The following is a 20242-nucleotide window of genomic DNA, read 5'->3' as shown; positions in this document are numbered from 1 at the left end:
GGTTCATGATGAGGGTCCGTTGCAATGGAAATGCTCAATAGCGGCGGTATCGCATGCAAGCTAATTGGCTGTCAAAATATCTATTTTTTGAAAGTCAAATTAATTTGAGTGAGATGCATGAGACTCAAGGGCATTTGAGCCCCATTTTGGACGACTCGTGACAGTCAAATCCTCTTGTCTTCCACGTGAAAGATTCAAACAGGTTTGTCTTCCGATGAGAGCGGAAAACGGAAGACAACCGAGATCAGCCACTCATCCCCCCTCATACGCTCTTCTAAACAGTGGCTGTGCCTTCTCAAATTCAGCCAAAGAATGCAGTGAGATCTCCAGATCCCCTGTTCCCTGGTGACCGATCTTTCTGACATCGCGCGAAAAGCCCTCTTCAAGCTGAACGTCGGAGGGGTCGAGCCGCACAAAGGCAAGAATGCTGCGGGCCTGAGGGAAAATCAGTAAGCTGGTGAAGTTTTTAATCCGCTTGAAGGCAGTGTATTGCTTCAGCTCCTTAACCTGAACGTCATCGCCGAGACCGATAAGAAACTGCTGCACAGCATCGTAGAGATCTCGCAGCTCAGTGGATGCCTGAGATAGGCGATAGGACTGTCGGTTCATCCAATAGGGATCTGCTTCATCTGCTGAACTTTCCTCCGGTGTGATAACCGTAGCGGCAACTTTGTGCCCCTGACGTGGTGCCATCACACTGATCGTTTTGGGAGCATGCACCAGTTCCAGCATCAAGAGGTCGCCCCCGAAACGACGGTAGCGGATCAGTTCGATGTTGCGGGCGATCTGCTTCACCGCGTGCTCGTCGTAGCGCGTGAAATCGCCAGCGATGCAGAGCAGCCTTGGTGCAGACCAATCAACGGCTTTTGCCGCGTCTGATCCCAGCTTCTCCATCACCAACCATTGGAATTCCTTGCGGTGGTCCATCAGCCAGTCGAGATAGAACAGTCCCTGATTGATGACGTTCTCGTTCACCGCACGCTTGTATTCGATGATCACAGGCGAATTGTCTTCATCCAAACCGAGCGTGTCGATGCGCCCGCCATGGACGGGACCGGTCGAGTGTTCCGTGGCTATGAACCGGATGCCAAGCAGGGCTTCAAGATTACCTTCAAATAGAATTTGTAAGGATTTTTCGACCTGAATTGCTGCGCCGGGAATTTCCACCGCTCCCCGGTCTGCAAACTGAAATAGCTTGATGTCGCTCACTCGGCCACCTTAAATGACTTGCAAATTTGAGTTGAGTTTTTATTGGCTCTTGCGCGTTTGTCCAGATAAATTGCCGCGGCGCGCTCAACTGATTAAGATGGGCGCGAAGCATGACGGGGAATGCATAACGTGACGACTTTGAGCCTTTCGCAGCTGGAAAACCATCTCTGGCGGGCGGCGGATATCCTGCGGGGATCGATCGATTCCGGCGATTACAAGCACTACATTTTCGGTCTTCTGTTTTTCAAGCGCCTCTCGGATGTCTGGGAGGAGGAGTATGAGCGGGCGCTGGCCGTCTACAAAAGCCAGGATATGGCTGCCGATCCGGAGGAGCATCGCTTCGATATACCGAAGGGGCACTCCTGGAAGGATGTGCGCAAGCACACGACCGATATCGGCACGCATCTGAACGCTGCCTTCCGCGCCATTGAAGACGCGAACATGAAGCTGCGCGGCGTTTTTCAGGATGTCGATTTCAACAACAAGGAGCGCTTTCCGGATGCCATGCTGGAAAAGCTGCTGCAGCATTTCGAGACCTACCGGCTGCGCAACGGCGATGTCGAGCCGGATGTGCTGGGTCAGGCCTATGAATATCTGATCGCCCAGTTTGCCGATGATGCCGGGAAGAAGGGCGGCGAATTCTACACGCCGAAGATGGTCGTTCGGCTGATTGTCGAGTGCCTGAAGCCGGAAGAAGGCATGTCCATCTATGACCCCACGTGCGGCTCAGGCGGCATGCTGCTGGAGGCGGTGCATCACCTGGAGAGGCAGGGCAAGAACCCGAAAAGCCTGTCGCTGTTTGGCCAGGAGCGGAACCTTAATACCTGGGCCATCTGCCAGATAAACCTGTTCCTGCATGATATCGATGATGCGCAGGTGGCGCGGGGCGATACGCTGCTGGAGCCGAAGCATCTGACCGGCGACAGCGTGAAGGCCATCCGCACCTTTGGCCGGGTGCTGGCCAATCCGCCTTTTTCGCTGAAAAGCTGGGGCCATGATGTCTGGTCGAAGGGCGATGCCTATGGCCGCGACCGTTATGGCTGCCCGCCGAAATCCTATGGCGATCTCGCCTTCGTGCAGCATATGGTGGCGAGCCTCAAGGAAGATGGCGTGTGCGGCGTGGTGCTGCCGCATGGCGTGCTGTTTCGCGGCGGCGCGGAAGGCAAGATCCGCGAGGGATTGATCCGGGATGATCTGATCGAAGCCGTTATCGGCCTTGCGCCGAACCTGTTTTATGGCGCGGGCATTCCGGCCTGTATCCTCATCATGCGCAAACAGAAGCCGCTCGCGCGCAAGGGCCAGATCCTAATCGTCAACGGTGCCGAACAGGTGGTGGATGGCAAGAACCAGAACCATCTGTCGGAGGGCAATGTCGCGACGCTGGCAAAGGCCTATGGTGATTTTGCCGATGTGGACCGGCTGGCGCGGGTAGTGCCGGCAAGTGAGATCGAGGCGAATGATTTTAACCTCAATATCAGCCGCTATGTGCATCTGGGAGAAGAGGCGGCGGAAGTGGATGTCGCAGTCGAGGTGGAAAAGCTTGTCGAGCTTCAGGCCGAGCGGGATGCAGCGGAAGCGCGGATGATGGGCTTTCTGCGGGAGCTTGGCTATGTCGCGTGAGGTGCCGAGCGGGTGGTCGGAGAGCCAGATTGATGCAGTGGCTGATATGAATCCGGAAAGTCTTCGCTCAAACACCTCGGTCGATTTCCGCCTGAAATACATTGACGTTGCCACAGTTGATGGCCCGTCAAGCATGCTGGAGCCACGGCCCATGAACTTTGGTGAGGCACCTAGCCGTGCGCGCAAGCGAGTGAAGCGCGGAGACATCCTCGTCTCCACTATCCGACCTTATCTGCGCTCTTTTTGCCAAGTGTTAGCGCGTGAGCCGGACCTCGTCGCATCCACTGCTTTTGCGGTGTTACGCCCGAAGCCGCCGGTTGATGGCGATTTCCTGTATCAGCATGTTCTTTCGGAGAAGTTCGTCGAGCACCTGACGCCTAGAATGAAGGGGTCGAATTATCCCGCTGTAACTGCCAGTGACGTGGGTGCCTATCCTTTTTTGCTTCCCCCACTCCACGAACAGCGCCGGATTGCCGAAATTCTATCCAGCGTCGATGAGGCCATTGCGACAACGCGGGCGGTGATCGAGCAGACCAGAAAGGTCAAGCAGGGCGTGCTGGAACGCCTGCTCACCAAAGGCATCGGCCACACGCGCTTTAAGCAGACGGAGATCGGGGAAATTCCGGAGGGGTGGCCGCTCACCAGCGCTGACAATGTCTGCACGCAAGTCAGTGTCGGAATCGTTATCAAGCCATCGCAATATTATGTCGAGAAAGGAGTTCGCTGCTTCCGCTCTGCCAATGTCCGTGAAGGCTTCGTGGAGGATGCGGACTGGGTTTACATCAGTGAAGAGGGCAATCGCGTAAACCAGAAATCAGTCCTTCGGACCGGAGACGTTCTTGTTGTTCGAACGGGCTATCCAGGAACCTCTTGTGTGGTGCCGCCGAGATATGATGGAGCAAACTGTATCGACATCATCTTTGCGCGACCAAAGATCGAGCTGATCGATCCCTACTTCCTTTCGACGTTCATCAATAGTGCAAGTGGAAAGACCCAAGTTTTGAAGGCAGAGGGAGGCTTGGCGCAGAAGCACTTCAATGTGGGTGCAATGAAGCAAATGCAATTCCCGCTGCCGCCGCTGAACGAACAACACGAGATCGTGGCGAATATACAAGAATTTGCAAGCACCGAGGCTGCGCTTGAGCGAACCTTGGAACAGCAGATTAGGTCTAAATCCGCCCTCATGTCCGATCTCCTCACAGGCCGCAAGCGCGTCACTGACGCTCTGCCCATGGCAGCGGAGTAAGCCGCCCATGAGCCACGGTCCCGAATGGTATTTTGCCGAGCGCCCCACCATCGAGTATCTCAAGGCCATGGGCTATGGCTTCGTGGCACCGGCGGACCATGCCAGCTTGCGCGAGGGCGAGAACCAGGTTCTGTTTCGCCCGCAGTTGATTGAGGCACTGATGCGCATCAACGGGATCGCCCGCGCGTCTGCCGAGGCCGCCTATGGCGAGCTTGCGGCGATCAGCGACAACCAGGCCTGGTTGAAGATTCTACGCGGGGACTATGCACGCAAGGTCACCGGCCAGGAAACGCGCCAGACGCTGCGGGTGATCGATTTCCTCAACCCCGGCAACAACCAGTTTTCCGTGACGCATCAGATCAGGGTGAAGGCGGAGAACACGCGCAAGCCGGATGTCGTTGTTTATGTGAACGGCATTCCGCTGGTCGTGATCGAGGCTAAGAGCCCGCTGAATGTGAAGGACAAGACTGGCGAGGCTTTCGAGCAGATCCGGCAATATGAGCGGGACATTCCGCGCCTGTTTTTCTCCAATGTCTTCAACATCGTCACCGACGGTGCGCTGGTTCTCTATGGCGCGACCGGCTCCGGCTCCAAATACTATGCTGAATGGCGCGACCCCTGGCCGAAGGTCGAGGGTGATTTTGCCGATCCGCTCGCCAAGGGTCTCTGGTGCCTGCTGGAGCCGGGCCGGCTGCTCGACCTGATCGCCCATTACGTGGTGTTCGAAAAGACTGAGACCGGCACAATCAAGAAAATCTGCCGCTACCAGCAGTTCCGCGCCGTCAACCGCATCGTCGAGCGCGTGATCGAGGGCAAGCACCGGCAGGGGCTCATCTGGCACACCCAAGGCAGCGGCAAATCGCTGACCATGGTGTTTGCTGCGCTGAAGCTGAAGACGCACCGGACGATAAAGTCCAAGGCACTGACGAACCCGAACATTCTGGTGCTGACCGACCGGGTAGACCTGCACAGCCAGATCAGCGGCACCTTTGTCGCCTGCGGTCTGCCGAACCCGACGGCGATCGAGAGCATCAAGGATTTGCACGCGCTGATCCGCAGCGGCAAGGACGGTCACACGGCGCTTTCCACCATCTTCAAGTTCCAGGGCTCCAAGGAGGCGATTGCCAATTCCGAAAACTGGATCGTGATGGTGGACGAGGCCCATCGCACCCAGGAAAAGGATCTCGGTGCCTATCTGCGCGCCACGCTACCGAACGCCCGCTTCTTCGGCTTTACCGGCACGCCGGTGAAGAAGGACGACAAGGACACCTACCTGAATTTCGGCGTTGTCGGCGAAGGCTATCTCGACAAATACGGCATCGACGACGCCGTGGCCGATGGTGCGACCGTGCCGATCTATTATACAGGCCGCAAGACCGGCTGGCACATCGACGAGGCGAAGATCGACATCCTTTTCGACACATGGTTTGCTGAACTGGACGACGACAAGCTTAACGAGATCAAGAAGCGCGGGGTGCAGATCGAGGATCTGGTCAAGCATCCGCGCCGCATCGAACTGATCGCCTATGATATTTGGACGCATTTCAAACAATATGCGCAGCCTGATGGTTTCAAGGCGCAGGTCGTCGCCATCGATCGCGAGGCGGTAATCCTTTACAAGCAGGCGCTGACGAAGGTCATTGCCGAGGATCTGAAGGCCGAGGGCATGGAGCCTGCCGAGGCGTTGGCTCGCGCCGATGCCATGTCAGCCTGCGTTTATTCCATCAACCAGGAAGACAGCAAGCCAAGCGAGGATGCCCACAGACAAGCGATCCGCACCGAGCTGAAGGCGCACTACCTAGATGCCGAAGCCGAGAAGCTGGCGAAGAAGGCCTTTGGCCGCAAGGGCGACGATCCGCAGTTCCTCATCGTATGCGACAAGCTGCTGACCGGCTTCGACTGCCCGATCGAAAGCGTGATGTATCTCGACAAGCCGCTGAAGGAGCACGGATTGTTGCAGGCGATTGCCCGCACCAACCGCGTTTCCGACGCGAAGAAGCGCAATGGGTTGATCGTTGATTACATCGGCGTGTCGGGCCATCTGGAGGAGGCACTCTCGTCCTATCGCGCCGATGACGTGAAGAACGCTATGCGTGATCTGGATGATCTGCGCAATCAGCTGCGAGCCGCACATTCTGTTGTTATCGCGCTTCTGAAGCCGCTGAAACGCAAGGCAAGCGATAAGGACGGGCTGAAAGCGGAATATGATGCCTTCGTTAAGCTGCTGGGCACAGAGGACAAGTGGTTCGACTTCAAGGCTAGGGCCCGCAGCTTCATCGCCCTCTATGAAACGCTGAGTCCGGACCCGAGCGTTCTGGAGTTCACAGCTGACTTGAAATGGGTCGCGAACTTCCTGCTCTACGGCACCCAGCATTTCGAGAAGCGCCAGGCCTTCGACCAGATGAACTACAGTGAGAAGATCCGCGAGATGCTGGAAAAGCATCTGGAAGCGACGGGTCTCAGCGTCACCGTTAAGCTGCGCCACATCACCGATCCCGACTTCTGGGAGGATTTCGATCCCGAGGGCAAGACCGAGGAAGACCTGATGACTGCGGCAATCCGCAAGACGACGGAGCTGCGCAAGACCGTGACCGAGCGGATCGACGACAGCCCGCATCAATACGGCAAATTCTCCGAGCGCCTGCGCCAGCTACTGGAGAAACTGGAGGGCAGCCAGCTTTCTTGGGCGGAGAAGTTGAAAATAGCTGAGGAGCTGGCAAAGGACATCACTGCTGAGGATGTAGCACATGTCGAAGCGGGCCTTTCTCCGGGTGCCTATGGTATCCTGCAGATCCTCAATGGCTTCACTTCGGGGCCGGAGGGCGAGGATCTGGCGATCCGGCTGGAAGGGCTCTACACTGATCCGGTGACCGCACCAGCAGGCTGGTGGCAAAAGGATGGCCTGCGCAAGAGCCTGCGCCAGCAGGTGCGCTCCATGGCGCATCTGGCGGGCCTGACGCAGCTGAAAGAGATCCCAGAAGAAGTCGAGGCCTACGCACTCAAGCATTTCGCCGGCAACTGATATGGCTATCTACCACATCGGCAGCCAGGAAATCGAATATACTCTACGGCGATCGCCCACGGCGAAAAAGGCAAGTCTTAGCGTCACGCCGAATTCGTTTGAGCTGATGGTGCCGGAGGGAGCGACAGACGAGCAGATCAGCGCGGTGCTGAACCGTCGCCGCGCCTGGATCATCGAAACAGTGCAGCATATGGCCGAACGCGCCAAGGCGCAAACGCGCGTTTACCACTTTGTGACCGGTGCTAAGATCCCCTATCGTGGCCGGATGACGAAGCTTTCCATGGAACCCTTCGAAGGCTCCCTGGTCGAGATCAGCTTCCGCAATGGTTTCCAAATCCGCAAGCCTACCAACCTGTCGCCGGAATCCTCTGACACCATCATCGAGAGCGCACTCCGGCTTTGGCTCAAACGTCGCGTGCGCGACGACGCCCGCGATTTTGTCCGCAAGCATGGCGAACGCTACGGATTGAAGCCACGCGGTGTTCAGATCAAGGACCAGAAGCACATGTGGGGCAGCTGCGGCCAGGATCGGCAGATCAATCTCAACTGGCACCTGATCTTCGCGCCGAAGCCCGTGCTGGAATACGCCGTCGTCCACGAAATGTGCCATTTGAAGCACCGCAACCACGAGCCTGAGTTCTGGGATCTTGTTGGGCGCGTGCTGCTAGATTGGCAGGAGCGCAAGGCCTGGCTCGACAAGAATGAGCATATGTTGGGTTGGGAGAAGGTGGAGCCGTCGAAGTGACGAGCAGTATCTACTGCTTGACTCGAGGATGATCGCTGGTGAGCTCCGCGCCCTCGATTGTTGTCTATGCTGCTTTGCTGGACGATACGCACCAGTGAGTCGCTATGGCATTTTTCGTTCGCTCGGCATACAGGCTGACGTTATCATTGCATTGGAGAAGTAGCTGGCTGCGAACGCGTCGATTTAACATGATCTCGCAATAGTCGAGATAGCGTCTTTGGATGCACGCCATAGGTCGCAGCAACTTTGGTAACAGGCTCACAGTCTATCTCGATTGCTATTCGTGCCGCTTCAGTCTGCTCCGACGTCATTGAACGCCGACGCCCTATACGAGATCCACGCGCCCTGGCAGCTTCCATTCCTGCTTTGGTGCGCTCGCTTATGATGGCTCTTTCAAATTCCGCCATTGCGGCCATCATGTGAAACACCAGACGTCCGCCCGATGATGACGTGTCTATGCTCTCTGTCAGCGAACGGAAGTCACCCCCGCGCTTCGAGAGCCCGTTCACGGTTTGAATCAGATCGACAAGTGATCGTCCAAGTCGGTCGAGCCTCCAAACGACGAGCATGTCATCCCGCTTGATTTGCCGTAGAGCCCTACGAAGGCCCGGGCGCTGGAAGTCGGCACCAGATAGTCCGTGATCCGTGAAGATCTCTTTGCAACCAGCCGCCTTTAACGCGGCGATCTGCATATCGAGGTTCTGATCGACCGTCGACACACGTGCATAACCGACCAGCTTCATCTACATCCTCTCGCTTTGATCGCGGCTAAGCAATTGACATAAAGGAACCTTTTTGTGCGTCACGGAATTTCTGTGCACCAGCTGATGTCTGTTCAAAGATATCAAAGGGTTGCATGACTGGCTTTCGCCCTTTGATGACAATGGGAAAACCCTTCCCTTTCGCTCTCGAGGCACATCCAGGCCCGTTTTGCAGCGAGGAGCGTATGGACTTTTCTTTGATTGTGTTCACGTCCGGCATCGTCTTCGGTGGGGCTTGTGCGATTCTGGCGAGCAACAAGCACCGCGACCCACTCGGCTGGTTCGTGCTCGGCTTTTTGTTCAGCATCATTTCATTGATAGTGATCGCGGCACTCTCGCCCGCCGAGAAGCAGTCCCAGGCGGAGCGCGGTCGATCGCAACGGCGCCACGGAGACAAGGAATTCGCGGCCAATCCAAAAGACCCGGAACGACCCTGGCTTGGGTAGGTCGTTCCGGCCTTATGCATTATTAAGCAATTGAACCGTCACCAGAACTCGTTAACACGGCGTGGACCCAACGTCCTGCGACAGGCGGCAAACGACCATCCTGACCAGCCAACATCCGGCTCAACAGCTTGGCAACGTCTCCATAGGTGCGCTGCCCCCGAAAGTAGGCCATGTGATCGTAACCACACAGCCGCTTCATTTCAGGATCAAACCGACTAGGAAACTCCTCGCCATCATTATGCAGCCTGTCGCACAGCTGCTGAAGCGTTAAGGTGGCACCATCCCGAACGTTGGTGCACCTGCTATCATGCTTGATGATTTAGTCTTCGAACCGGTTGCGGAACAGCCGGCGCGTATCAGTGATGTTCATTTAAGAAGCTCCTTTTGAGACGGGAAGGAGTGCGCCGAGCAGGCGTGCTCCAAATGTTAAGTTTGCGTGAGAAACGGCTCGCCGGAGGATTATCCTGTTTGTGTAATCACTCCCTATGTTACCTTCTCTTTCAAATACAGTTATAACATAGGGAGTGATTACATCCCCGGCGAGGGAGATTTAATGAATCTGTTCAGAAGCTCCGGAAGAGGTCTTCTTGTTGCTGCGGAAGCTCTTAGTGTTCCGGCGGATCCGTTCCCTGCTCTCCGTCAGGACGGGAGATGCTGACCCCTTCCTGCGGATGGTGATTTCGATCGCCTTGGCAGCTGCCTGCTTGCAACAAGCCGCAAGGATGCAGGTGTCGCAGGGTGAGCGGCTTTCGTCGATCGTCTCCGCGATAGCAAAACAGCTGGGGAGGAGATCGGCTTCATCGAGCTTCTCAATGGGCTGAACTTCCCATGCACGATCGTCGGCAATCGCCTTGGCGCGCTGTTCAATTTCGATACGATCCGCATCAGCAGTTGCTAATTAAAGAGCCTGGCCTAAATTGAGATGACGCTTAACAAGCACGCGGTCAGCAATCTGTTCTGCAAGCATCCGGTTCTCATGCCGCATCTCTGACAACAGCAGATTGCGGAAATGCCTTTGAGGCGGCAGATCGAGGTCGTTCTCGATCCTATAGTGGGGCGTTTCGCCCACCCGCTTCATGCGGACAGGCAACTCATCCTCTACCCGTTCGTGAAACAAGGCCCACCAAGCATCAGCGTTCTTCTCGGACGCGTGTAACTGCTGCGGGAGCATGTTCCAGAAGCGCTTGCGGCGAGATGAAAAGCTGAAGCTGAAGTCGATCAACAAATCGTAGGGAACAAAGATGGCATCCGTGCGAGCACGCGCCCGCCAGAGGCCGGTGAACCAGGCAGCACGAGCTGCCGGTAATCCGTCCTTGATGCCAGTGATTTCCCCCGCGCGCTCCGCGTCAAAGTGCTTGCGCATATGGTTCCGAAGCCCGGCGATGTAGTGCCGGCCAAAGAACAGAGTGGCATCCAGGGGTGACATGAAGCGATAGTCGAACCACCGCGTCATCATCAACTGGCTCTCATCCTGCCAATCCTTTGGATGCAGAATGGACCGCATTCGCACGACCTCATCGATGCACTTATTGAGCTTTGCCTGATCCATGGGCATGGGTTCTCCTTCGGACGACGGCTTTCGTCCGGCTTAATGATCCTTGGGGTTGGGCAAGCGCTTGCTCATCTACTGTATAGCGAGATTGCGATCGGAGCGCGTAAGATCGCGGAAGAAATGTTTTGATGCCGGCAGGAACGCCTTTGACTCAAGGATTCGCGGTGACGAGATCCGTTGAGGTGAGTGTAGACAATCAGCACCCGTCTCTTGATGCTCGCCTGTGCGCTTCCCTGTCGATTTGCGGCATGGGAGGTTCCAGACACCGGATGCTTCCGGGCACTGAACCGATCCCCATCAAGCTTCGTCGATATTTCTAAGACTTCGATGGCTCGGCGCTGAAGAACCATGTGCGCTATTACCCAACGTCCAGGTGAATGAGGAGGACAGGCGGCACCGGATGACGGCAAACGAAAGAACGGCGCTGTCGGTTCTCCTATCCTTCACTTGCACCAAGCTATCAACATTGACCGGCATCTGGTCCCTGCCGAGGTCTCCTACCGCTAATATGTATGTGTTCGCATGGTGCGTAGATCGATCAACCGTCGGATCTGGTGGGTCTGTCGCGAATATGTTTTCGGCACTGAGGATGAAGGGGTCCCGATGTGGTTGTTACGGCTCTTGTCAGTGATATGAAGCGCATCCAGTGAACTCGCCAGATACATAGAGACCATACGCTTCCGAGAAAGGAAAAGACGCAACCAATGCGCGTCCAGATACCTTCACAACTGGCGAAAAAAGCGATTTCGAGCTGATTACGTCAAGTTTTGTCAAGAAAACGCAAGATAGAAGACGATCTCCGAAATGATTTCGGATTTAATGCAAGGCGATACACAACCTAAATATGTAATTTCGAGCAATTTTGACCACCAACCTTGACAGACGCAAGGCTAGGAAAGGCTTCTGTCAAGGTTTTGCGGGTCAGATGTAAAGGTTTCGGTCTCGTTGATTTATCTACCCGAGGCGGGCGACCAGATCGTCCGCCGCAAGATGCGTGTAGCGTTTCAACATACGCATCTCTTTATGCCCGCTGATGCTGCTGACCTCGATCACGTTCAGCCCACGCTCGAATAAGCGGCTGACGCTCTCGTGGCGCAGATCATGAAACCGCAGACCCTTGATCTCGGCACGGATCAGTAAGCGGCGCCACACCTGCTCAAGGGATCCGGCGGCCATCGGGAATACTAAGTGCTGATCAACGTCAGCTCGCGCCTTCCACTCTGTAATAGCGTCGAACGCGCGTTGTGACAGAGGCACCTCTCTTCCGGAACCGTTCTTAGTCAACTTCAGCGTGACCACACGTCGATTGTGCGAGATGTCAGTCCACCGCAGCCCAAGGATCTCTCCCCGGCGCATCCCTGTCTCTATTGCGAGAATGAGAAGCGTCTTGAAGAATGGGATCTTACCACCATCGCATCCATCAAGCAGACGCTGTTCTTCGTCGCCCGTTAGACGCCGGCTGCGTTCATTCCGAATTATTGGTCGTCGAACCAGCTTTACGACATTCTTTGCCAGGGGAACACCCCAGTCACGCGTGGCAACCTCGAGCACGTGGCTCAGGATCGCCATTTCTCGCACAGTGGTAGATGGAGCTACTGACTTAAGTCGCTCATCTCTGAAAGATGCGATGTCTTGCTGGCTGAGCCCTATCAACGTCCGATGCGATAGATCGTGCCGCCGGAGCACGTCAATTCGCTGGTTCTCCTGGATCGCACCGTGCTTCAAAGGAGTGATCTCACGCTGGTATCGCTCAAGAAGCGCGCCAAGCGTCGTGCCCTCGAGGATCTTCGCGTCCGGCGCTGCACCGAAGCGGTCAACCTGGGCTTCCAGATCACGCGCCCACTTCTCGGCTTCGGTCTTGGTATCGAAGGACTTGCAACGGGGCTTCATGCCACGCCGACGCACCTGAGCCTGCCAGCGTCCTCTAAGCTTCCGGATCGTCGCCATGTGACCTCCAATCGATGTTGAAGGTCACGCGTAGGATGCCCCTGGAGGGGTGCCAAGGATTATCCCGCCACATCTCTGGCGGCTCACGGTGGCAATGCAGCACGTAGATGGTTACAAGGAAAATTTGTTGGAGATGAAAGCCCTTGCTTGAGAAGCACGATCACACAATGTTGATGTTCAGCATTAAGCCCAGGTGGGCAAGGATGATCTCAACCGGTGAAAAAACCCACGAATTGCGGAGGCGACCTCCATCGCAGGAAGCCATTGGCAAAATTGCCCTCATCTACGCCACTGCACCTTTATCAGCAGTGTTCTGCGCTTGCCGTGTAGAAGACATTGTAAGCGAAGAGAGGGAAGCACTATGGAAAGGAATTGGTCAACATACAGGATGCACAAAGCTCGAATACGATGACTATTTCAGTCGATGCGATTTCGCAAATGCAGTCCGGTTGACAGTTCTGGACGTTCCGCTTTATCGGGCTACTAGAGCCGAGCTAAAACTGCGCTTCCAATTTTATCCTCCTCAATCCTGGAGGTGGGCTGATGATCTAGAAGAGCTAATTGGTTAGAACCATGATATTTATCGGAGGCGCTTCAGGCACTGGTAAAACAACTTTCTTGGAGAGATTCGTAAACCGTCATCCAAGCTTTTCTCACGCCCGAGCCAGCACCATTCTCAAAAACCATGGTAGGCCCACATACCTGACTTCGGCCGAAGAGTTCGAAGAAAACCAAAGGGTTCTTCGTCGATTTCTTGTGGACACGAACCTGTCGGCTAAAACCTTGCTGGATGGACATATGGTAGTCCGAGCTGGACGTCAGCTCTTGAGTGTCCCAGATTCCTTCTTCGATGGATTACGAGTAACCGCATTCGTCTTTCTTTGGACGGAAGCTTGGAGAATATGTGCGCGCAAGTGCAAATCTCCGGAAATAATCGAAGAGGCCGACATTCACGAACTGCAACAAGTAGAATTTGCCCACATGCACGCGGCAGCCGCTAGAACTGGTCGACCGATTGAATGTTTCAACTCAATGCAAGTTTTTGAAATAGAACAGGCTTTATTGCAATACGGACTGGCTTAGCTTTTTGACAAGGCTGCCATTAAATACGTATTCGCAACGACCGGCTCGATAGTAACCATAAGCGCGATGACACAGCTCAAATCTGTTCCGTGCGAGCAACGGAAGAAAACTCTCCAGAGCTTCCTCTGGCACAGTTAACAACGGTGCGGCAGATCCAAGCCATTCAACCGACTCTTCTAATAAATTCTGACCGACTCCCGCACCGCGAGAGCTGGGATGAACCCAGAACGTGCAAATTTTCCTCTCGTCCTCGTCTCTTTTTAAGATGGACAAGCCGCGAATAGCACCATCGTCGTGCTTCACAATGATCCTTCGAGTTCCATTCACAATGCCGGGAATGACCACTGAACTGAACCAATGGTCAATGTCAGGATAATATCGGGCAAAGTCGGAAACTAAGCTGCCAACAGACAAAGAATCAATGTTGGGAAGCGCTTTGAACGCGCTTGAGAATTGGTTCAATTGCATGAGAGCTCCCAGGGTGAATCGGAATTATACATCGATGTGAGACGTAGGCAAGAATTCACCTGTTCCAAGGCTATATTGGCCATCTTTTAGCGACGACCGCAAGTCCAAATGCTACGGCAATCAGGAAGATAGTGGCAGCCACGACTTCGCCGCCGTTAGGCGAAAAAAACAGGTCAGCCCATAGGAGTTCGGGAGAGTCTCGCCATTTTAGCCAAAACGACAGCGAAGAGTGGAGGCCGCTACCAATGCTGCCAAGAGCAATGACCAAAAAGATATACAAGAGGACATTTCCCTTCGAACGGCGGAATTTTGCGAGCGTAACGAAATCTCCAACGTCGCCACCACCATTGCTTTTCCTCCAATGGTAAATAAGCATATTTCTAGCAGAGCCAATCGGAAAATCAGGCCCTAGATAGGCGTCCCATTCCGGTTCCATACGTCTGATTTTCCGAAAACTGGCGTGGGAGGCAATCAGATCGAAGCTGATGTCTCGGACAAGAAAATAGTGGATAGCGTTGATCTCGGGCGCAACCCAATCGTGCATCTTTGATAACCGCTGAACTGACTCTGGAATACTGCGAACCTCATTTATCCTGATTTCGGTGATTTCAGATGTCGTCGTTGAGCTTAGAATCCAGCCATCTTCATTGCTGACATCTGAGCTGAATATATGCGCCGCTTCCGCCTCCAGCTTGAACCGAAACCGAATGTAGTGCTCGCCAGGCGCATGGAATTTAGAGCAAAATTCACGTCCTAGCCTAATTACGAATCCAGCGGGCGCAGCACCCGGAAAGGTAGTTAAATATTCGACATCGCGGTCCACAGTGATGCTGTGGACGCTTAGGAAATGATTGCCGTTCTGCTTTATATAGAATGTATCGTCAGTGCCCTCGGCTGGGTGCACCTCCAAGACCTCATTAAATACCGCGCTGGCTATCTCATTTTCCCGCAACAAGTGGGCAAGATCCTCGACCACGCATTGCTTGGCAGGAAACGGCACATACAAGTTGAGAGCACCAAGATCGCGCTGCTCAAGTATCTTGATACCGACATCAAGGTAATTAAGCTCGTGCTCACGGCGCTGGCGTCCAATCCGACGCCACAGATTGACGTGGAGTTCGATGGTGGGACGCTTTTCCTTAACTGGGTGGCTCTGATTTCTCTGATACCAGAGCGCAAGCGTCGGAAGACTCAGTATGGGAAGGCTCATCGAATCACTGCTGAAGGTTGATAACGATGACACTATTTCAACTTCGCCTCGTCGGCACAAGTTGATCCGCGAGCCAGTAAGTGCCCCATCGTGGCGACAGCCTACCTAATCAGGGACATCTAACATTGATAGAAGCAGGTTGGCAAAGGGAGACGCTGATAATCCAAGGGTCACGATGGCGGAGAGGGTGGGATTTGAACCCACGATACCCTTGCAGGTATGCCGCATTTCGAGTGCGGTGCATTCGACCTCTCTGCCACCTCTCCGCATCAGGTCGGCGCTTGTTTGGCGCAAGCGTGCTCATAGCGATAGTTTCGAAAGGGCGCAAGAGGTGGTTTTCAAAAACACGCAGGCACCTCCAACTTTATCTTGACAGGTTGAAGACCTTCCCTTAACTCGCACATGAAGTCGCATAGGGTCTATGCAACTCACGACATTCACTGCAATTTTCGCGGGCGTTTCGTCCAAGGTAAATTGTTTCCTTAGGCTGATAAAAAGACGGCCATCCGGCATGCCGGGTAGAGCCGAACGAACATGAAAGGATAATAAATGTTCGCAGTCATCAAGACCGGCGGTAAGCAGTACCGCGTAGCAGCAAACGACGTGCTGACCATTGAGAAGCTCGACGTTGCAGCTGGTGAAACAGTTCAGTTCAACGAAGTTTTGATGGTTGGCGTTGGCGCAGATGCAGCCATCGGCGCACCCTTCGTTGAAGGTGCCGTTGTTACGGCAGAAGTTGTCGACCATGGTCGTGCAAAAAAGGTGATCGCATTCAAGAAGCGCCGTCGCCAGAATTCCAAGCGCACCCGTGGTCATCGTCAGCACCAGACAACTGTTCGGATCACGAACATTGCTGCCGCTGGCGGCGCATCTGCTTAATTGAAACGCGGCAAAAGGTTTTAAAGGAGAACACCAATGGCACACAAAAAAGCTGGCGGTTCATCGCGCAACGGTCGCGATTCTGAGTCCAAGCGCCTTGGCGTGAAGAAGTTTGGCGGCGAAGCCGTTATTGCAGGCAACATTATTGTGCGTCAGCGCGGCACGCAGTGGCATCCAGGCTCCAATGTGGGTCTTGGCAAGGACCACACGATTTTCGCACTGACCGAAGGTAACGTGAATTTCCGCGCGAAAGCGAACGGCCGCGTGTACGTGTCCGTCATGCCGAAAGCGGTAGCAGCGGAATAAGCCGGTGGCGCTTTAAAACAGCCGGCGTCTCATCGACCCGGCTGACCGCTATGGTACAGACCAGAAAAAAGGGGAGATGGGGCAAGACCATCTCCCCTTTTTACATTCTGGAGGACTGAACCATGCAAGGCGAATTGTTACGGGAAGACCAATTGGGGTCTTCCGAAAGCAGGCTGAGGCCTGAACGGTTACGGACCGATTGCCCGATCCTGTTGTCACCACGGCTCGTTCTGCGCGCTCCGCACGAAGACGACATTGACGCCCTTTCCCATCTCGCCAACAACGCCAACATTGCCAATATGGTGTCGCGCATGCCGCACCCCTACACGGCAGCGGACGCGGCAGATTTCGTGCGACGCACGAAAATTGGCGGTATTGGCAAGTGCGTCTACGCGATTACCAAAGCCGACAATGGAGAGTTTCTCGGCTGCGCCGGTGTGGAAAGCCATACCGACGGGGTAACGGCGGAGCTCGGTTACTGGCTCGGAGAACGACACTGGAACCAGGGCTATGCGACGGAAGCAGCGCAGGCGCTGACGGATATGGCCTTCCGGACCCGCGACATCGAGTTCATCGATGCGCGGTGCCGGGTTACCAACGTCGCATCCCGCCGCGTTATTCAAAAATGCGGTTTTCAGTTTCAGGGAACCGGCATGGTGCAATGCCTGGCGCTGAAAGCTGCTGTTGCTGCCGAATGGTACAGGCTGGATCGCAAGACGTGGATGTCGCTGCGCAGTTGGGGAGGCATGGCATGAGCGCTGTCCTTTCACAGCCCGTTCGAGATCAGGCATTGCAACTCTGCCCTTGCCCCCGGTTAGAAACTCCTCGTCTGGTTCTGCGTCCCCACACGCTGGACGATGCCGACGGGATTCTGGCTGCTTTGTCGGACTTCGAAGTTGCGCGCATGCTGTCGCGCGTTCCAAGCCCGTTTGACCGGCGCGATGCGCTGGAATGGTTGCTGCGCCAAACGGCGCGGCGCGAGCTTGGCTGGGCTTTTGCGATTGCAGATCGAGAGAATAATTACCTTGGCTGTGTCGAGCTTTCGCTCAACCACGGGCAGTGGAGGCTTATTTACTGGTTAAACCGCTCGGCTTGGGGGCAGGGTATAGCGTCGGATGCTGTGAAGGCGGCTGTAGCTGTCTTTGACGAAGTCGCGCCGGGGGTGGAGATTGTCTCCGGTTTCTTCGCCGATAATGCCGCATCCATGCGGCTGCAAACGCGGCTGGGGTTTGAGATCATTGGGTGTAGCGATGTGTTCTCGCTGGCACGCGGTGGCATGGTCGCTCATTTGCAGACGCGGAGACCGGCACGCATTAATCTTTGACCTTGCTTCGGCCTCGCTATATCCATGGCGGCAACCGATAACATCAAGCGCATATGCCTTAAACTGGATATGTGCGAATAGAACAGGTAAGAGTGACATGTGTGCGTCAGGCACGCTGCTCTCCATCCGCGACGAATGGTAGTACGATGAAATTTCTCGATCAGGCAAAAGTCTATATCCGCTCCGGCAACGGGGGCGCTGGGTCGGTTTCCTTTCGCCGTGAAAAGTTCATCGAATTCGGCGGTCCCGATGGAGGCGATGGCGGGCGTGGCGGCGACGTGTGGGTGGAGGCTGTCAATGGGCTAAATACGCTCATCGATTTCCGCTATCAGCAGCATTTCAAGGCCGCGACCGGCATACATGGAATGGGACGAAATCGCACAGGCGCAGGCGGTGATGATGTGACGCTCAAAGTGCCTGTCGGCACGCAGATTTTCGAGGAAGACGATGAGACCCTGATCGTCGATTTGACGAAGGAAGGGCAGCGTTTCCGGCTGGCAGTTGGCGGCAATGGCGGCTTTGGCAATGCGCATTTCAAATCCTCCACCAATCAGGCACCCCATTGGGCCAATCCCGGTCTGGAGGGCGAGGAAAAAACCATCTGGCTGCGGCTCAAATTGATTGCCGACGCGGGTCTTGTCGGTCTCCCCAATGCGGGAAAATCCACGTTTCTGGCCACATGTACGCGGGCACGGCCTAAGATTGCCAACTACCCTTTCACCACTCTGCACCCTAATCTCGGTGTGGCGACGATTGACGGACGTGAGTTCGTACTCGCCGATATTCCCGGCCTGATTGAAGGTGCCCATGAGGGCGTGGGCATTGGCGATCGTTTTCTGGGCCATGTGGAGCGCACGCGGGTGCTGCTGCATCTGGTTTCCGCGCAGGAAGAGGACGTCGCGAAGGCTTACACAACGGTGAAGCATGAGCTGGAAGCCTACGGTGGTGGCCTTATCGACAAGCCGGAAGTGGTGGCGTTGTCGCAGGTGGATGTGCTGGACGAGGATGAGCTGAAGGCGAAGACCAAGGCGCTGGCAAAAGCCTGCGGCTCCACGCCGCTGGTGCTTTCGGCCATTACCGGCAAGGGCATGACGGACGCGCTGCGGGCGTTGCGCCGGGAAATGATCGACATGGACCTGGCAATAAACGGGGCAGACGAAGACCAAGCTGTAACTGCGCACAGAGATGACGAGGGCTGAGATGGTCTCTGGCCATACATCGCTGGAAGCCTACCGGCGGGTCGTCATCAAGATTGGCTCGGCTTTGCTGGTGGATCGGTCGCAGGGCCTGAAAAAACAATGGCTGGATGCCATGTGCGCCGATATTGCCGCCCTGAAGCGGGCGGGCGTGGATGTGCTGGTGGTGTCCTCCGGCGCAATTGCGCTGGGGCGTTCTGTCCTTAGTGTGCCGGCGGGCGCGTTAAAGCTTGAGGAAAGCCAAGCTGCAGCAGCCGTTGGCCAGATTGCGCTGGCACGAGCATGGTCCGAGGGCTTGGCGGGCCACGCGTTTGTTGCGGGCCAAATCCTGCTGACTTTGGGCGATACGGAAGAACGACGCCGGTATCTCAACGCGCGTGCGACAATCGACCAGTTGCTGCGGTTGGGTGCCATCCCCATTATCAATGAAAACGATACGGTCGCCACGTCGGAAATTCGCTATGGCGACAATGACCGGCTGGCTGCGCGCGTCGCGACGATGGTGGGCGCGGATATGCTGATTCTGCTATCGGATATTGATGGCTTGTATACAGCTCCACCGCATCTGGATCCCAATGCTGAATTTCTGCCGCAGGTGCCAGCCATAACGCCGGAAATTGAAGCTATGGCAGGCGGTGCTGCTTCGGAATTGTCGCGTGGTGGCATGCGCACGAAGATTGATGCCGGGAAGATTGCGACCGGTGCGGGCTGTGCCATGATTATCGCCTCCGGTAAGGTGGAACATCCGCTGAGAGCCGTGGATAATGGCGCGCGGTTCTCATGGTTTGCACCATCTGCCTCGCCTGTTACGGCGCGCAAGACGTGGATCGCCGGACATCTTCAGCCAGCCGGGAAAATTTCGGTCGATCAGGGCGCGGAAGTGGCGCTTGGGTCTGGCAAAAGCCTGCTGCCAGCAGGGGTTACGGCCGTGGTCGGCGCGTTCAGCCGGGGGGATACGGTGGCCATTCTCGATGTAAACGGGCGCGAGATCGCGCGCGGGCTTGCGGCCTATGATGCCGATGAAGCCCGGCGCATTGCGGGCAAGAAATCCGGTGATATTGAAGCCATTCTGGGGTACGCGGGCCGGGCAGCGATGATTCACCGGGATGATTTGGTGATGAGCAGGGCCCGGGCGACTGCATAATTCTTCAAATCGGAATCGATTGGAAGAATTATGCAGCAAATTCAGGTTGTTACAGCGTCCTTTGCGCGTCGTATCCGACGCGCG

18 protein-coding genes and 1 tRNA gene are annotated in these 20242 nt (G+C 55.5%); 12 read left to right on the top strand and 7 right to left on the bottom strand.

Annotated features, from left to right (window positions below; genetic code table 11):
- Nucleotides 1–252 precede the first annotated feature (252 nt).
- Nucleotides 253–1209: a DUF5655 domain-containing protein gene (locus IFT84_RS20295; RefSeq protein WP_192122452.1), complete on the bottom strand. Its 957-nt coding sequence runs from the start codon at nucleotides 1207–1209 to the stop codon at nucleotides 253–255.
- Between the two features lie 129 nt (nucleotides 1210–1338).
- Here IFT84_RS20295 and IFT84_RS20290 point away from each other — a divergent pair, with 129 nt between their 5' ends.
- Genes IFT84_RS20290 through IFT84_RS20275 form a run of 4 tightly spaced genes read left to right on the top strand, consistent with a single transcriptional unit; the run spans nucleotide 1339 to nucleotide 7842 of the window.
- Nucleotides 1339–2829 (top strand): N-6 DNA methylase, encoded by a 1491-nt coding sequence (locus tag IFT84_RS20290; RefSeq protein ID WP_192122451.1) that lies wholly within the window; start codon nucleotides 1339–1341, stop codon nucleotides 2827–2829.
- On the top strand, nucleotides 2819–4075 hold the full coding sequence (locus IFT84_RS20285) for a restriction endonuclease subunit S (protein WP_192122450.1): 1257 nt from the start codon (nucleotides 2819–2821) through the stop codon (nucleotides 4073–4075). The genes IFT84_RS20290 and IFT84_RS20285 overlap by 11 nt, the downstream gene beginning before the upstream one ends.
- A 7-nt stretch (nucleotides 4076–4082) precedes the next feature.
- Complete coding sequence (locus IFT84_RS20280) at nucleotides 4083–7097, top strand: type I restriction endonuclease subunit R (protein WP_192122449.1); 3015 nt, start codon at nucleotides 4083–4085, stop codon at nucleotides 7095–7097.
- A gap of 1 nt (nucleotide 7098) precedes the next feature.
- Nucleotides 7099–7842, top strand: coding sequence for a M48 family metallopeptidase (locus tag IFT84_RS20275; RefSeq protein ID WP_192122448.1), 744 nt, complete (start codon nucleotides 7099–7101; stop codon nucleotides 7840–7842).
- A 143-nt stretch (nucleotides 7843–7985) separates the two neighbouring features.
- Here IFT84_RS20275 and IFT84_RS20270 read toward each other — a convergent pair whose 3' ends face one another.
- Nucleotides 7986–8585: a recombinase family protein gene (locus IFT84_RS20270; protein WP_192122447.1), complete on the bottom strand. Its 600-nt coding sequence runs from the start codon at nucleotides 8583–8585 to the stop codon at nucleotides 7986–7988.
- A 203-nt stretch (nucleotides 8586–8788) separates the two neighbouring features.
- Between IFT84_RS20270 and IFT84_RS20265 the strand changes: the two genes are divergently transcribed.
- Nucleotides 8789–9049: a hypothetical protein gene (locus IFT84_RS20265; protein ID WP_192122446.1), complete on the top strand. Its 261-nt coding sequence runs from the start codon at nucleotides 8789–8791 to the stop codon at nucleotides 9047–9049.
- Between the two features lie 898 nt (nucleotides 9050–9947).
- On the opposite strand, the gene IFT84_RS20260 is transcribed toward IFT84_RS20265, so the two are convergent.
- Both IFT84_RS20260 and IFT84_RS20255 read right to left on the bottom strand, forming a co-directional pair.
- Nucleotides 9948–10604 (bottom strand): hypothetical protein, encoded by a 657-nt coding sequence (locus IFT84_RS20260; RefSeq protein WP_192122445.1) that lies wholly within the window; start codon nucleotides 10602–10604, stop codon nucleotides 9948–9950.
- A 951-nt stretch (nucleotides 10605–11555) separates the two neighbouring features.
- On the bottom strand, nucleotides 11556–12548 hold the full coding sequence (locus IFT84_RS20255; RefSeq protein WP_192122444.1) for a site-specific integrase: 993 nt from the start codon (nucleotides 12546–12548) through the stop codon (nucleotides 11556–11558).
- Nucleotides 12549–13121: 573 nt separating this feature from the next.
- Here IFT84_RS20255 and IFT84_RS20245 point away from each other — a divergent pair.
- Nucleotides 13122–13631: an AAA family ATPase gene (locus IFT84_RS20245; RefSeq protein ID WP_192122442.1), complete on the top strand. Its 510-nt coding sequence runs from the start codon at nucleotides 13122–13124 to the stop codon at nucleotides 13629–13631.
- On the opposite strand, the gene IFT84_RS20240 is transcribed toward IFT84_RS20245, so the two are convergent.
- The 3 genes from IFT84_RS20240 to IFT84_RS20230 form a co-directional block, all read right to left on the bottom strand.
- Entirely contained in the window at nucleotides 13608–14099 is a 492-nt protein-coding gene (locus tag IFT84_RS20240) for a GNAT family N-acetyltransferase (RefSeq protein ID WP_192122441.1), read from the bottom strand. The two genes, IFT84_RS20245 and IFT84_RS20240, sit on opposite strands and share 24 nt — an antisense overlap.
- Nucleotides 14100–14169: 70 nt before the next feature.
- On the bottom strand, nucleotides 14170–15309 hold the full coding sequence (locus tag IFT84_RS20235; RefSeq protein WP_192122440.1) for a hypothetical protein: 1140 nt from the start codon (nucleotides 15307–15309) through the stop codon (nucleotides 14170–14172).
- Between the two features lie 176 nt (nucleotides 15310–15485).
- Nucleotides 15486–15575, bottom strand: a tRNA-Ser gene (locus IFT84_RS20230).
- Between the two features lie 283 nt (nucleotides 15576–15858).
- Between IFT84_RS20230 and rplU the strand changes: the two genes are divergently transcribed.
- From rplU to proB, 6 genes are all read left to right on the top strand, one after another.
- Nucleotides 15859–16188 carry a 50S ribosomal protein L21 gene (gene rplU, locus IFT84_RS20225; protein ID WP_192122439.1) on the top strand — a complete coding sequence of 110 codons (330 nt, stop codon included), beginning with the start codon at nucleotides 15859–15861 and terminating at the stop codon, nucleotides 16186–16188.
- Between the two features lie 36 nt (nucleotides 16189–16224).
- The gene (rpmA, locus tag IFT84_RS20220; protein WP_192122438.1) at nucleotides 16225–16494 is read left to right on the top strand and encodes a 50S ribosomal protein L27; all 270 of its coding nucleotides are present in this window, start codon (nucleotides 16225–16227) and stop codon (nucleotides 16492–16494) included.
- Nucleotides 16495–16616: 122 nt separating this feature from the next.
- Nucleotides 16617–17249 carry a GNAT family N-acetyltransferase gene (locus IFT84_RS20215; protein ID WP_192122437.1) on the top strand — a complete coding sequence of 211 codons (633 nt, stop codon included), beginning with the start codon at nucleotides 16617–16619 and terminating at the stop codon, nucleotides 17247–17249.
- Complete coding sequence (locus tag IFT84_RS20210) at nucleotides 17246–17818, top strand: GNAT family N-acetyltransferase (protein ID WP_192122436.1); 573 nt, start codon at nucleotides 17246–17248, stop codon at nucleotides 17816–17818. The genes IFT84_RS20215 and IFT84_RS20210 overlap by 4 nt, the downstream gene beginning before the upstream one ends.
- Nucleotides 17819–17964: 146 nt before the next feature.
- Entirely contained in the window at nucleotides 17965–19017 is a 1053-nt protein-coding gene (gene obgE, locus IFT84_RS20205) for a GTPase ObgE (RefSeq protein WP_192122435.1), read from the top strand.
- Nucleotide 19018: 1 nt separating this feature from the next.
- Nucleotides 19019–20158 carry a glutamate 5-kinase gene (gene proB / locus IFT84_RS20200; RefSeq protein ID WP_192122434.1) on the top strand — a complete coding sequence of 380 codons (1140 nt, stop codon included), beginning with the start codon at nucleotides 19019–19021 and terminating at the stop codon, nucleotides 20156–20158.
- Nucleotides 20159–20242: the final 84 nt, after the last annotated feature.

This window comes from Rhizobium sp. CFBP 8762 (assembly GCF_014841565.1).
Classification (GTDB): domain Bacteria; phylum Pseudomonadota; class Alphaproteobacteria; order Rhizobiales; family Rhizobiaceae; genus CFBP-8762.
Note: the sequence above shows the minus strand (reverse complement) of the source record. Positions and strands in the feature narration are given on the sequence as shown.